Here is a 12889-nt window from a genome sequence, read left to right on the forward strand (position 1 = left end):
ATGGTGGTGGACACGTCGAACGAGATTGGCGGGGACGGGGACGTGCCGCATCCGGGGATTGGGGGTGCGCGGCGGATGCAGGTGTCCAGGCCGGACCGGCAGCACGACGTGATGATCGAGGCGGTGGAGAACCACATGCCCGAGGCCATCATCGTGGATGAGATTGGGACGTCGGCGGAGGCGTCGGCGGCGCGGACGATTGCGGAGCGCGGCGTGCAGTTGGTGGCGACGGCGCACGGCAACACGCTGGAGAACCTGGTGCTGAACCCCACGTTGTCGGACCTCGTGGGCGGGGTTCATACGGTCACGCTGAGCGACGACGAGGCCCGGCGTCGGCGCACGCAGAAGACGGTGAGCGAGCGCAAGGCGCCGCCCACGTTCGACATCGTGGTGGAGATGGTGAGCCGCGACGAGGTGCGCGTGCACGCCGACACGGCGGAGGCGGTGGACCGATTGCTGGCGGGCAAGGACGTGGGCGGCGAGCGGCGAAGGCAGGACGCGGTGACGGGCCGCGTGGAGGTGGAGCCGGCGAAGGCGTTGCCTCCCGTGGAAATGGGACGCGGCCCGATGGTGAGGCGTCCGGTGGGGCAGGGCGCGGGAGCGGAGCGGCCCTCGTTGATGGGCATCACGAGGCCCGGTGGTGTGCGAGCCATGCCCCCGTCGAACTCAAGTGACGGCCTGAATGAGTCGAGGGCTCCTGTCGCAGCGGAGCAAGAAGTCGAGCCGCTTGTTCTGACCACGGAAGCGGATGCCGAAGAACACGCGCGGCCTGTTGTCTCGGAGCCAGGGACAAATCCCGAGCCTGCCGGCTCGCCCGAGTCTCGGGACACAGGCACTCCCTCGATGCCTCCCGCGACACGGTCGACGCGCTTCTCCGCACGACGCGTCGACGAGTCCCCCGACGCCTGGCCCGCAGAGGAGCCCAAGGGGCTCACGCGCCTCTATCCCCACGGAGTGAACCGCGACTTGCTGCTCCGGGTGCTGCGCGAGATACCCGTGGAGGTCCGGCTGGTGAGCCGGCTGGAGTCCGCGGACCTGGTGGTGACGCTGCGCTCTCGCGCGAACGACCCGAGGATGCGGCGGGTGGTCGCGAAGACAGGCGCGCGCGTGGAGGCGGTGAAGCGCGCCAGCTCCACGGAGCTGCGTCGCGCATTGAAGGCGTTCTTCAACGTGCTGGAAGGCGTGGACGAGGACGAGGTCCGCGACGCCGTCACGGAGGCCGAGCACGCGGTGCAGCGGGCCTTGAGCGAAGGTGTCTCGGTGACCCTGGCGCCGCGCCAGTCCCGGGTGCGCAAGCTCCAGCACCGCCTGGTGAGCCGCTACCCGCTGGAGGCGGTGAGCCACGGCAGCGAGCCCTCGCGGCACCTGGTCATCTACCCGCTGGGCGCGGAGCTCGACGCCGCGCTCGCGAAGGAAGACGACGAGGGGAGCCCGTGAGTCACGGGCTCCCCAGGAGCAACACGCGAGGCTACTTCGCCGCGTCCACGTAGGCGCGGTACGCGTCGAAGCCGTAGTCGCGACCGAGGAAGTCCTTCACCAGCTCCGCGGCGGGCTTGGAGCCACCCGGCTCCAGCACGGTGCGGCGGTACTTCATCGCCGTCTCACGGTCCAGGTAGCCCTTCTTCTGGAACTCCGTCTCCAGGTCCTTCGCGATGACCGAGGACCACAGGTACGTGTAGTACGCGGCCGAGTACCCATCCAGGTGCCCGAAGGCCAACTCGAAGTGCGTGCCCGGGCGGTGCTCGTGCTTGAACGGGCTGAGCTTCGTCTGCTGCTCCACCAGCGCCGTCGTCGTGTCGAAGCCCGGCTTGCGCGAGTAGTAGTCCAGGCTCACCGCCGACAGGAACAACTGCCGCCGCGCCCACAGGCCCTTGCCGAACTCCTTCGACGCGTTCAGCTTCTGCACCAGCTCCGCCGGAATCGCCGCGCCCGTCTCGTGGTGCTTCGCGAACTCCTTGAGCACCTGCGGATTGCCCGCCCACTGCTGGAGCAGCATCGACGGCGTCTCCACGAAGTCCCACTCCGTGCGGATGCCGGTGATTCCGCTCCACTGCTGCTTGCCGGAGAACACCGCGTGCAGCAGGTGGCCGAACTCGTGGAAGAACGTCTCCACCTCGTCATGCGTCATCAGCTCGCCGGGGCGCGCGAAGTTGCACACCAGGGTGCCCTCCGGCAGCCGCTTGCCGGCCTGACCCGACGCCAGGTCGAACTGCGCCGCGTGCTTGTACTTGTCGTCGCGCGGGTGCATGTCCAGGTAGATGCGGCCCAACAGCGTGCCCCCTTCGAGCACGTCGTAGGCCTCCACCTCCGGGTGCCACACCTTCGCGTCGTCGGCGCGGCGGTACTCAATCCCCCAGATGCGCGAGGTGACGTCCATCACCCCCGCCTTCACCCGGCCGTACTCCAGATAGGGCCGCACCTCCTGCGAGTCGAACCCGAAGCGCTCCGCGCGCAGCCGGTCCTCGTAGTAGTCCTGGTCCCACGGCTCCAGCGTCTTGGCGCTCGGGACGTCCTTCTTCTTGCGCGCCAGCAGGTCCGCGAACTCCTGCTTCGCGCGGGCCTGGGTGGCCGCCGCCAGCCGGTCGATGAACTCCGACGCCGCCTGCTGCGTGCGCGTCATCTTCGTCTCGGTGGTGTACGCGGCCCAGCTCGGATAGCCCAGCAGCGTGGCCAGCTCGTAGCGCTTGGAGATGAGCTGCGACAGCACCTCCTGGTTGGCCGGGAACGCGCGCTGGCGGTAGGTGCGCCACAGCTTCTCGCGCGCCTTGCCGTCCTTCGCGTACGTCATGAAGGGGAAGTAGTCCGGGTAGTTGGTCGTGATGACCACCTTGCCGTCCTTCCCCACCGGGTGCGACTTCACGTAGTCCGCGGGCAGCCCGTCCAGCTCCTTCGGCGTGAGGGACACCTGACGCACGCCCTCGGCGATGTTCTTGCCGAACTGCTGGCCCAGCTTGAGCAGCTCCTCGTTCAGCGACTTCACCTTCGCGCGCGTGGCGTCATCGCGGTCCACGCCGGCGCGGCGGAAGTCGAGCAGCGTGCGCTCCATCCAGTACTTCGTCGGCCCGTCCGCCTGCGACAGGTCCACGGCGGACAGGGCGTCATAGACGCCGCGGTCCTGCGAAATCTCCACGTTGGTGGTGTCCACGCGCTGCTCGCACTCGCGGGCGGAGTCGCGGAACGCCGGCAGGGGATGGACCTCGCGGGCGAGGCTGGAGCGGTTGGCCGCGGAGATGAGCGAGCCCGTCGCCTCGTCATACGCCGCGAGCACGGCCTTGCCGTCCTTGCGCGCGTCCAGCTTCTTCAGCGCGGTGACCTGCGCCTGGGCCCGCTCGATGTCGGCGGTGCACGCGGCGGTGAAGGCCTCCGCGGTGCCGGCGAGCACGTCGGCCGTGCGGGGCGGGGGAATCGGCTGGGCGGCGGGAGCAGCGGCCTCCGGCGTGGGCGCGGCGGGCGCGGTGGCCTGCTCGGGAGGGGTGGTCGGCTCGGTGGCCGCGGAGCCATGCGTACAGCCGGCCGCCGCCAGGGCCGCCGTCAGGGTGAGCGCAGTCAGTCTCTTCAAGGGCAGATTCCTCCGGGTTCCATCGCAAACGTCCGAGCGTCATGCCACATCCCGGCCTGCTTCGCTCGCCTGTCCCCCGGCGCGCCTGACGTTCTCTTGGTGGACCTGTCGGCGAGGGCAGGAGGTATACGGACAGGGTGAAGGGGCCGGGTGTGAACGGGAGCACGCGTTGAAGGACGACGACTGCACAGCGCTGTTGCGGTGGGCCGCGCCCCGGCTGCGATTGCGCCTGGAGGGGTTCCACCGGGTGCGCGGGCAGGTCTGCAAGCGCATGGGGCGGAGGCTCCAGGAGCTGGGGCTCGCGCGCGTCGCCGAGTATCGCGACCGGCTGGAGTCGGACCCGGAGGAGTGGGCCGTGCTGGACGCACTCTGTCGCGTCACCATCTCCCGCTTCTACCGCGACGCACGCGTCTTCGATGCACTGAGGGACGAGCTGCTCCCCGCGCTGCTCCAATCCTCCCCCGTGCTCCGCGTCTGGAGCGCGGGCTGTGCGTCCGGCGAGGAGCCCTACACGGTGAGCATCCTCTTCCGCCTGGGCCTCCTGCCGCGCTTTCCCCAGGCCCGGCTGGAGCTGCTCGCCACGGAGGCGGACGCGGCCCTGCTCGCCCGCGCCCGACGCGGTTGCTACCCGCAGGGCACCCTGCGCGAACTGCCCACGGACTGGCGGCCCCGCGTCTTCTCCGGCCCCGCCGTCGAGCCATGTCTCACCCCCGAGTACCGTGAGGGTCTCATTTTCCTCCACGAAGACTTGCGGGCCCGCATGCCGCCGGGGCCGTTCCACCTCATCCTGTGTCGCAACGTCGCCTTCACGTACTTCGCGCCGTCGCTCCAGCGCGAGGTGCTCGCGGGGCTCGTGTCCCGGCTCGCGCCCGGGGGATTGCTCGTCGTCGGTACGAGGGAGTCACTGCCGGACGGAGGCGTGGAGCTGGAGCGGGTCGCCGGCACGCTGCCCATCTTCCGTGTCCCGGGTGCGCGGTGAAACAGGGCCGGGTCTCTGCTCACCCGTGAGACATGGTTCATGTTTCACACGGGTCGTGCGAGTCGAGGAAAACGTGACGCACCCGGCCTTGAGTGAGAGCGGGGCGCCCGGTACCACCGCTTGTCTTTCGGGGCCGAGTCCCCTGGCCGGAGGGAATGCAACGGTATGCGCAAGGTGCTCTGTGCGGTCGCGACGTTGATGCTGTGGGCCTGTGGTGGTTCGGGCGGTGAGCCTTCTCAGCCCAGGCAGGAGGGGCTGTCGCTGTCCGCCGAGACGGGCGACACGCGAGGCACCTTCGCTCGGGACGGAGGCGAGGTTTCGTTCTCCGCGCGCGAGGTGGAGCCCGGTGTGTACAGCCTGGAGGTGCGGCTGCGCGGGATGACGCTCGCCGGTCTGCTGGACCCGGCCAGTGGCGTGTCCACGATGGATGGTTTCGCGGACGAGGGCGCCGCCGACACGCAGTTGACGGACGCGGACCGGGAGCTCTTGTCGGCGTTCTACGACGCGCTGAGCGCCGAGCTCCCCACGGGTGACGCGGCGGCTCCGGAGGCGATGTATCTGCGCCGCGCGGTGGGCCTGTGGGCGCAGCACCCGTCCACCGTGGAGCTCCAGCGCACGGTGATGGGCGAGCAGGGCCGTGGCTACACCATGCTGTGCAGCTATGCGCGCTGCAACGGCAAGAACACGGGGAGCTGTGGGGGCGTCTACAACTGGTACTCGTACGCGAAGCACGACTGCAACAAGGGCAACTTCAACTTCGCGGGCAACCAGCAGATCGCCCAGCTCGGCGACCACACGTCGTGCGGCGGCGACGAGTTCTACATGAGCGGGAGCACCTGGCTGTGCGGCGAGCCGGACCACTGGTCGCGCCCCAAGGTGATGGGCAACTGCTTCGGCCGCTGCGGCGGCGGGTGCGGTGGTGACACCCAGTACACGCTGGATGCCACGAACCACGACGGTTGCGTGCGCAACGGCCACGTGCTGGCGAGCGCCTGGTGTGATGACCAGTTCGTGTCCGCCACGGACGACGAGCTGTTCGCCTCCAACTGCTACTGAGACATGCGCATTCGTCGTGGAAGCAGGGGCGTGTGGGTGAGTGGGGCCGCCGTGTGGGCCCTGCTCGCGTGTTCGTCCACGGCCTCGAAGACGGAGGCCGCGGAGGAGACGGTGCGGCGCTTCTTCGAGGCGCTCCCCTCGGAGGACTGCGCGGTGCTGGGACCGCTGCTGGCCACCGGGGGGAGCATGCGTCCGTGCGAGGAGGCCGTGCGGGAGATGCACGAGCACGGCCTGTCGCTGGTCGGTATCGTCGAGTCCAAGTTGGATGGCAGGGATGCGGACGCGGTGCTGGTGCGGGCGCGAATCGCGCGTGACGGCGAGGTTGGCAAGGAGCCGTGGTTGTTGCGCGTGGAGCGTCACGCCGGTGGCTGGCGCGTCCGCTTCTGACGAGGGCGAGCGATGAAGAGTCGGAACCGACTGATGCTGGCGGCGGGAGTGGCGCTCGGCGTGGCCTTGACGCTGGGCCTGCTGTGGCCCGCGCCCCCGTCGGAGGCTCCTGGTGCCCCCGAGGTGGTGGAGGCGGCCTCCGCGCCGCCGTCACCGCCCCCGCCCGCTCGCGCCGTGGCGGCGGTGGCACCGGCCCCCGAGTCCCCGCCGGAGTCCGAGGCGGCCCCACGTGACGCCACCGTGGTGGCCCTGCGGCCCGGGGATGTGGCGCCGGAGCCGGAGGTGGCGAATCCCCCGCCGCAAATGAATGACGAGCTTCAGCCGGAGCTGCCCCAGACGGCGCAGTGGAAGCTGGAGAAGACGACGCACATCACCACGCTGCTGGGGCGCGAGGTGGAGCGGCTGGAGCACGAGCGGGACACCGTGGATGCGCGGGGTGACCCGGAGCGCGTGCGCCAGGTGGAGACGCTCCTCCAGCGTCACCGGGTCCGGCTGGTGAAGCTGCGTGAGGAGGTTCGCACGCTGACCGAAGCGGCGGCGGAGGAGGCTGCTCGGGAAGGACGTCCGGCGCAGTGATGTGCCCTGCTCACTCCGTCGCGTTGAACGCGTCGTGATAGGTCACCTGTGCGACGGGCCAGTGTCCGGTGAAGGAGACCGCCTGGAAGTACTCGGCGGGCACGTCGGGCAGCACCAGGCCGGGTCGAGGCAGGAAGCCGAAGCGCTGGTAGAAGGCCGGGTCGCCGAGCAGCACACAGCCCGAGGCGCCGAGGTTCCGCAGCTCGGCCAGCGCCGACGTCATGAGTCGGGCGCCGATGCCCTGGCCCTGGCGGTCGGGCAGCACGGAGATGGGGCCCAGGCCGTACCAGCCTGGCTCTCCGGACGAGAGGTGGACGGGAGAGAGCGCGACATGGCCGACGATGACCCCGTCATCCTCCGCGACCAGGGACACGGACAGCACGCCGGCCCGTCGGAGCGCGTTGACGATGAACTGCTCGGTGTGGCTCGTGTGGGGTGCGTCCTGGAACGCGGCGGTGGTGAGCCGTTCGATGGTGGCGCTGTCGGCGGGCGTCTCGGGTCGAATCGACAAGGGCATCGGTGTTCCTCGGTTGCTGGGCTTCGGTGGAGTGGCCCGTCAGCGGCGAAGGGCGAGTCCCCGTGCCAGGTGCGGGAGGCTGTCAATCATGATGCTGGACGGAGCAGGTGCCTCGTGGATGGGCGCGGGAGTCTGGCCAGTGAGTCTTCACGTGAGCAAACCACCGAGGGACTGCTGGACGAAGGATTGTCTCGCGTCGACGAGGTCATCGTGCACGGTCTGACGCTCGGCGGGCATTCGCACCGAACCGCCGCTGGCGGACGATTACCTCGGAGCGAGTCATGACCGCTGTCTCTGGCATGCGCTTTCGCACCCCGCCTCGGAGAGCGCCTCTTGGTGGGTCCTCATTTCGCATCGTGCGATGTCTCGTGTTCGGGGTGCTGATGGGACTGGTCTCCTGTGCACCCGTCGCGGACGAGCACGGAGCGACACTCGCCATGCCAGGGCAGGTGTCACATCCCATCGTCCAGGGCACGGACGCGCCCGATGATGTCGCCACGGTGGCACTGGTGACTCGCCGGACCCGGTGCAGTGGAGAGTCACCGATGCTGCTCTGCTCCGGAGTGCTCATCGCGCCGGATGTGGTGCTGACGGCGGCGCACTGTCTGGACCTGTTCGGCGCTGAGGGCGCGCACGAGGTGTTCTTCGGAACGGTGGTGTCGCCGACGCCGGATGGCGCTGGTCGTTTCCTCCGCGTATCTCGCGCGGTCATCCATCCGCGCTATGTGCCGAGCACCCATGCCTACGACGCGGCGCTGCTGCGGCTCGCGGCTCCAGTCGATGTCTCGCCTGTAGCTCTTCCGGATGCCCACGTGGCCTTGGCCGAGGGCTCGCGCGTGCGAGCCGTGGGCTATGGCGACACAAAGGACGTGAATGCGCCGTCGGGTCGTCGACGTCAGGGAGTGCTTCAGATTGCGAGCGTGGAGCCCGCGGCCTTTCGAGCAGGCCCAGCACCAGGCATGAGTTGCGTGGGTGACAGCGGAGGCCCCGTGCTCGCGAGCGACGGAGTCCTCGTCGGGCTCACCGTGAGCGGTGACGTGGCTTGTCGTGCCGAGGCCGTGAACGTGCGAGTGGACGCGCTGCTGGAGGACTTCATCCTTCCGTTTCTCGCCAGCACACCACCCGCTCCTGTGTCCACGCTCGCGCCCGAGGCGCTGTGCCGTGAAGCCTGCGAAGAGGACGCAGAGTGCCCCTCTGGACTCACCTGCGTCACGACGGAGGGAGCCCCAGGCAGGTGCCTCCTGCCCGCGCTTCGAGAGGGTTCTTTTGGCGCGACCTGCGCCGAGGATTCCGCGTGCGGAGCGGGAGGAGTCTGTGCCCGGTTGGAGTCGGAAGGAGACGACGCTTGTCGTTGCTTCACGCCCTGCGCACCACCGCCTCCAGACCCCGAGCCCGAGGCACCGGACGAGGCCTCGGAGGGTGGCTGTTCCAGTGCTCCCGGCCTCGTGATTTTCGGGGTGCTGACGCTGGCGGGAGTCAAGAGGCGGCGTTGATTTCGGCCCTCGAAAATCGCGGCCGAAGAGCGATGAACGGCTGAGTCCTGGGTTCCTGTCTGGTATTGTCCGGACATGCTTACCAGTGGAGAGGAATTACGTCAGGCCATCCGCCGGAGGCCTGGGATGTACATCGGGGATACGTATGGATACGGCCTGACCCGGCTTGCTGAGTCCCTGCTCTTGCTGGGGGTCATCGCGGGCAGGGAAGGGCGGGTTCGGGAGATCTCCCTGACCCTGGGCGCGGATGGCTCCTGCGGGATTTCCTTTGATGGCTGGCCATGGCCCCGGCCTTCCGGCACGTCGCTCATCAAGGATGTCGGGCAGTGGCTCACGTTCGTGAACTTCGACATGAATGCAGAGACGCGGCCTGGGATGCCTCGAGGCGTCATCTTCCCGGTTCCCTACGTGGACCTGGGGCTCGTCAACGCGCTCGCCTCGTCGCTGGAGGTCGTCGCCTGGGCGGGAGGCCAGCGGTGGCGTCAGCGCTTCCGTGAAGGGCTTCCCCAGGGCGAACCCCATGCCGTCGCGCCCGGAGCGGAGCCGTCCGCCTCGGAGACCGGCCTCCACATCACGTTCATGCCGGACGCCACCATCTTCGACCCATCCAGTCGATTCTCCGTGAAGTGGTTGAGGGGAAGGCTCGCGTCGTTCTCGGCCTTTCATGCGGGCATCACCTGGCGGCTCCGTGACGAAGCGACAGGGTTGGACGAGCGCTACCGGCGCGAGCGGGGGCTCCCGGACTATTGCGTCGAGCTCTCCGATTCTTCCCAACCCATCCACTCGCCCTGGAGCTTCGAGGGGCAGGCGGGAACGACGCGGGTACGGCTCGCGCTCCAGTGGGGCGAAGCCCTTGGCCACGGGGTGCGGTCATGGGCGAACCTGCGCGAGTGCACGCTCGATGGCACGCACCATGACGGGCTCGTGCTCGGCTTGCGCAAGGCCCTGCGTGCCAGGATGAAGGCTCGTGGTCCCGGACAGGACGAGCTGTCCTTCACGGATGCGGCGTTGCTGCGACACCTCACGGCCGTGGTGGAACTTGTCGTGCCTCACACCGTGTGGCACGGGCCCACGCAGGAGGAGCTCGCGAATCCGGAGGCGAAGGCCGACGTCTCCCAGCTCGTCTCGGCCTGGGTGGAGCAGGCGCTCGCGAATCACCCGGAACTGGAGTCACGGGTGCTGGCGTTGTCGGGAGTGCCTCGGAGCTGAGTCACGGCTCGAGTCCCCGGCGACGCCCGAGCCCGCACCGAAGCGGTGGGTCGTCCGTGGGATGAGGTGACATCAGGAAGGGGAGGCTTGAGCGCGCCCGAGTGAACAAGCCATTGGGGTCTGATTAAGAGTCAGGTGCCGCACCCGCGGCGTCACCCCCATAAGCAAGTGGAGGTGGACGGACTCGAACCGTCATTGATGAGCGTGTAGGACTTTTTCTGCCGGGCGCGCTCAGTTCAAAGTGACGACAATGCGCCGCGGGTCCTGACGGCGGCATCCGAGGTACGCAGCGGGTTCAGCCCCTGGCCTGGTTGCGCGAGAGCACGGGGTGGTGCTCCCATGCTCCGTTGTGCAACGACGTGGCCAGCCGACGCGGGAGTCCGTGGATGCCCGTTGGGTCTGTCCCTCATGTGCGCACGTCGTCCTGATAGGGCCTGACGAGCGCTGCTCGGTCTGCGGAGGCTCGCTGTCGGAAGTCCTGCGCGCGGCCCGAGGCGCGCCGCCACCCTTGCCACCGCGCGCACTCACCCGGGCGCAGCGCCAGGCCGTGTGGCGTCCGGCGAGCAGCTCGAGGCACGCGTTGGGCACATTCCTGCTCACCGTGGGTCTGTTGATGGTGCCAGTGGCGGTGGCCTACCTGAGGCCCTTGGGTGTGCCGGCCGTCATCCTCGGAGGGCTGGGGATGTTGCTGCGGCGCACGGCCTGGCCCCCGGCGCTCCGGCGCGAGCAACGCCAGCGATTGCATGCGCTGCGCTGGGGCCTGCCCGCCGCGGCGGAGCTCACCCGGGTGGAGCGAGACTTCGTCCCTGGCGTGAAGGCAGGCAGCGTGGTGCGACTCGAGTACGTCTTCACCGTGCACGGAGAACTGCTGCACGGTGCCATGCCGTCGCCGCATGTCCTGGACCTCCAGCGTCGCCCGGGAGAAGGAATCTGGGTCGTCTATCTGCCAGATGACCCGAGCGTCAGCGCGCTCTGGCCTCCGGGCCCGTGAGCTCCGTGTGGTCGTCGGGACTCACGTCCACACTGGCCCGCGCCTTGCTCAACCTTCCGTGCACGGGCTTCCGATGTCAGGCACCCGAAGCAACATCCACACTTCGCGCCGTCCACCGTGGCCACCGGGCCACGGGGCGCGGCACCGCCACCGCACGCCATGTCCCCTCCCATGTCCTTGCTGTCCGTGTCGCGTCGCCATGGCCTGCTGCCCGCGGTGCTGTGCACCGTCCTCGCGGCGTGCCTGCTGGCCATCCGCCTCGACTGGAGCGAGCACGCCAGCTTCGCCTTCCTCGCGTGGAACCTGTTCCTCGCCTGGGCGCCCTATGTCCTCGCCCTGCTCGCGCGGGTCCTCATGGTGCGGGGCCATGGACGCGGCTGGGTGCTGGCGCCGCTCGCCGCCGGCTGGCTCGCGCTGTTCCCCAATGCGCCCTACCTGCTCACCGACTTCATCCACCTGCACCAGCGGCCCGGCATCCCGCTCTGGTTCGACGCGGCCCTGCTCGCCCTGTTCGCCGCCACCGGGTGGATGCTCGGCCTGCTCTCGCTGGAGATCTGGAAGCAGTGGCTGGAGGAGCGATGGGGCCGGCGCAGCGCCTGGACCTTCGTTGGAGTCACCTCGCTCCTGTGCGGCTACGGCATCTACCTGGGCCGCGTGGAGCGGTGGAACAGCTGGCACGTGCTCACGCACCCAGGGAGCCTCTTCGCGTCCATCGGTGCCCACCTGCGCGAGCCCCTGTCCTTCCCCTACCTGACGGGCCTCACCATCTCCTTCGCCCTGCTGCTGCCCCTGTCCTACGTCGCCTTCGAGGCCTTCGTCACCCGCCTGCGCCGCCAGCGCGTCACGGGCTGAGCCCCTGAAACGACGACACCGCCCGCGCCCGGAGTTCCGGACGGGGCGGCGCAGGTGGTTGCGAAGGGCCCTGGCTGACGTGTCAGCCGCCGTGGAGGCGCGCGCGCTTGCGCGGTCCGCCCCGATGCTTGATGGCCATCTCGCTGGGCGCCTTCTTGCGCCCGTTCAGCGACGTGCGGCGCCGGGTGTTGCTCTTGGGCTCATGCGTCTCCGCCGCGGGGCCGAGCGTCACTCGCGACAGGTTCTTCGTGCGGCGCAGCGCGGCCGCCTCATCCCGGGGCAGCGTCTTGCGCCCGTTGCTGGCCTGGACGTTGGGCTGGGCTTCGTCCGCCGAAGCCACCCGTCGCTTGTTCTTCACTCCCGCCATTTTGGTCCGAACGGCCATGATGCCTCCTTCCCTGGTGAGGTAAGGACGGCGCCACGGCTTTTCCAACTCCCTCCAGGGACCGGAGCAGGGGCTGTGCTCCGTGCTCCGTACTCGGGGGACCGCCCGGCCGCTCGGCGTTCTCCCCCGAGGGAGAGGGCCCGGCCACGGGGTCGACCCGGAGCCTGGAGCCCCAAGGCCCTCGGCGGAAAGGTTCTTCACTCCACCCGCTTCACGTCGACGAGCGCTTGCCACGCCGGGGCGGGCGGGTGCTCGTCGTGCTCTCGGGCGGGAACAGCCAGCCCACCTCGCCGTGCGAGACGCTGGTCGTCTGCGTGGACTCGCTGGCCTCGGCCTCCCGGTGCTGACCCCGGCAACCCCGGCACCAGGACTGGGGCCGGCGCTCGCCGCTCATGATGCGGTAGCCGAAGTCCTGCTCCGTGGGGCCCACGTGGTCGCAGCGCGGGCACTGCTTGAGCGACGTGACGCCAATCTCCTTGGCCTTCTCGCGGCCATGCGCCACCACCAGCGCCAGCGCCGCGGCGAAGCCCACCCGTTTCTCCGTGGCGACATGGAAGCTGCGGGCGCGCTTGCGCCCTCCACCGCCGAGCACGGGCTTGAGGTCCATCCCTCCGAGCAGGTTCCGCTGCTCGAGCACGCGCGTTGAGGAGCTGTTCTGGTTCGAGTGGCTCACCCCCCAACTCTTAGCTGGGGGGTCTGACATGGCCTTTCAGAGGGGAAATGCCTGCTTGCCCCTCTGTCTGGGGTACTGAACGAAAATCCAGTGATTTCGCGGACCTGGGTTGCCTACCCAGGGCAGGCAGGCAAGCCCAGGCTCGCTTGCGGGGCCGGTTACTCGGCCTCCGCCATGCCGCCGCCGGTGTCGGGGGCGGGGAAGACGGGGGT

General features: G+C 69.3%; 13 protein-coding genes. 9 read left to right on the plus strand and 4 right to left on the minus strand.

All coding sequences use genetic code 11. The features are described from left to right. A partial coding sequence (locus HUW62_RS40280; RefSeq protein ID WP_176437440.1) for a R3H domain-containing nucleic acid-binding protein occupies nucleotides 1-1437 on the plus strand: 1437 nt, incomplete at its 5' end. Nucleotides 1438-1468: 31 nt separating this feature from the next. On the opposite strand, the gene HUW62_RS40285 is transcribed toward HUW62_RS40280, so the two are convergent. Then, a complete protein-coding gene (locus HUW62_RS40285; protein WP_217911830.1) occupies nucleotides 1469-3559 on the minus strand; it encodes a M3 family metallopeptidase in 2091 nt (696 codons plus the stop codon). A gap of 169 nt (nucleotides 3560-3728) precedes the next feature. On the opposite strand from HUW62_RS40285, the gene HUW62_RS40290 reads away from it, so the two are divergent. The 4 genes from HUW62_RS40290 (at nucleotide 3729) to HUW62_RS40305 (ending at nucleotide 6557) form a co-directional block, all read left to right on the plus strand. Next, nucleotides 3729-4538, plus strand: coding sequence for a protein-glutamate O-methyltransferase CheR (locus HUW62_RS40290; protein ID WP_176437441.1), 810 nt, complete (start codon nucleotides 3729-3731; stop codon nucleotides 4536-4538). Between the two features lie 165 nt (nucleotides 4539-4703). Continuing rightward, nucleotides 4704-5594 (plus strand): hypothetical protein, encoded by an 891-nt coding sequence (locus tag HUW62_RS40295; RefSeq protein ID WP_163866174.1) that lies wholly within the window; start codon nucleotides 4704-4706, stop codon nucleotides 5592-5594. A 3-nt stretch (nucleotides 5595-5597) separates the two neighbouring features. Further along, complete coding sequence (locus HUW62_RS40300) at nucleotides 5598-5981, plus strand: hypothetical protein (RefSeq protein WP_176437442.1); 384 nt, start codon at nucleotides 5598-5600, stop codon at nucleotides 5979-5981. A 12-nt stretch (nucleotides 5982-5993) separates the two neighbouring features. Further along, nucleotides 5994-6557 carry a hypothetical protein gene (locus HUW62_RS40305; protein ID WP_176437443.1) on the plus strand — a complete coding sequence of 188 codons (564 nt, stop codon included), beginning with the start codon at nucleotides 5994-5996 and terminating at the stop codon, nucleotides 6555-6557. 10 nt (nucleotides 6558-6567) lie between these two features. Here HUW62_RS40305 and HUW62_RS40310 read toward each other — a convergent pair whose 3' ends face one another. Further along, on the minus strand, nucleotides 6568-7074 hold the full coding sequence (locus tag HUW62_RS40310) for a GNAT family N-acetyltransferase (RefSeq protein WP_163866177.1): 507 nt from the start codon (nucleotides 7072-7074) through the stop codon (nucleotides 6568-6570). Nucleotides 7075-7457: 383 nt separating this feature from the next. Between HUW62_RS40310 and HUW62_RS40315 the strand changes: the two genes are divergently transcribed. The 4 genes from HUW62_RS40315 to HUW62_RS40330 all read left to right on the plus strand — a co-directional run bounded on the left by HUW62_RS40315 (nucleotide 7458) and on the right by HUW62_RS40330 (nucleotide 11619). Continuing rightward, nucleotides 7458-8567, plus strand: a complete 1110-nt coding sequence (locus HUW62_RS40315) for a trypsin-like serine protease (RefSeq protein ID WP_176437444.1) — start codon at nucleotides 7458-7460, stop codon at nucleotides 8565-8567. A 126-nt stretch (nucleotides 8568-8693) separates the two neighbouring features. After that, nucleotides 8694-9776 carry a DNA gyrase subunit B gene (locus HUW62_RS40320; RefSeq protein ID WP_255203921.1) on the plus strand — a complete coding sequence of 361 codons (1083 nt, stop codon included), beginning with the start codon at nucleotides 8694-8696 and terminating at the stop codon, nucleotides 9774-9776. Between the two features lie 580 nt (nucleotides 9777-10356). After that, nucleotides 10357-10767, plus strand: coding sequence for a hypothetical protein (locus HUW62_RS48210; RefSeq protein WP_217911831.1), 411 nt, complete (start codon nucleotides 10357-10359; stop codon nucleotides 10765-10767). A gap of 171 nt (nucleotides 10768-10938) precedes the next feature. Next, a complete protein-coding gene (locus HUW62_RS40330; RefSeq protein ID WP_255203922.1) occupies nucleotides 10939-11619 on the plus strand; it encodes a DUF1361 domain-containing protein in 681 nt (226 codons plus the stop codon). Between the two features lie 82 nt (nucleotides 11620-11701). On the opposite strand, the gene HUW62_RS40335 is transcribed toward HUW62_RS40330, so the two are convergent. Both HUW62_RS40335 and HUW62_RS40340 read right to left on the minus strand, forming a co-directional pair. Next, nucleotides 11702-12004: a hypothetical protein gene (locus HUW62_RS40335; RefSeq protein WP_163866180.1), complete on the minus strand. Its 303-nt coding sequence runs from the start codon at nucleotides 12002-12004 to the stop codon at nucleotides 11702-11704. Between the two features lie 211 nt (nucleotides 12005-12215). After that, entirely contained in the window at nucleotides 12216-12707 is a 492-nt protein-coding gene (locus HUW62_RS40340; RefSeq protein WP_163866181.1) for a hypothetical protein, read from the minus strand. Nucleotides 12708-12889 lie beyond the last annotated feature (182 nt).

Origin of the sequence: Myxococcus sp. AM011, assembly GCF_013372595.1 — a bacterium.
Lineage (GTDB): Bacteria > Myxococcota > Myxococcia > Myxococcales > Myxococcaceae > Myxococcus > Myxococcus eversor.

Excerpts from the sequence above, each read along its gene's own strand:
- HUW62_RS40300 (WP_176437442.1), top strand. The coding sequence starts at position 5,598 with ATGCGCATTCGTCGTGGAAGCAGGGGCGTGTGGGTGAGTGGGGCCGCC.
- HUW62_RS40295 (WP_163866174.1), top strand. The coding sequence starts at position 4,704 with ATGCGCAAGGTGCTCTGTGCGGTCGCGACGTTGATGCTGTGGGCCTGT.
- HUW62_RS40335 (WP_163866180.1), bottom strand. The coding sequence starts at position 12,004 with ATGGCCGTTCGGACCAAAATGGCGGGAGTGAAGAACAAGCGACGGGTG.
- HUW62_RS40310 (WP_163866177.1), bottom strand. The coding sequence starts at position 7,074 with ATGCCCTTGTCGATTCGACCCGAGACGCCCGCCGACAGCGCCACCATC.
- HUW62_RS40320 (WP_255203921.1), top strand. The coding sequence starts at position 8,694 with ATGTACATCGGGGATACGTATGGATACGGCCTGACCCGGCTTGCTGAG.
- HUW62_RS40340 (WP_163866181.1), bottom strand. The coding sequence starts at position 12,707 with ATGTCAGACCCCCCAGCTAAGAGTTGGGGGGTGAGCCACTCGAACCAG.
- HUW62_RS40315 (WP_176437444.1), top strand. The coding sequence starts at position 7,458 with ATGGGACTGGTCTCCTGTGCACCCGTCGCGGACGAGCACGGAGCGACA.
- HUW62_RS40330 (WP_255203922.1), top strand. The coding sequence starts at position 10,939 with ATGTCCTTGCTGTCCGTGTCGCGTCGCCATGGCCTGCTGCCCGCGGTG.
- HUW62_RS40305 (WP_176437443.1), top strand. The coding sequence starts at position 5,994 with ATGAAGAGTCGGAACCGACTGATGCTGGCGGCGGGAGTGGCGCTCGGC.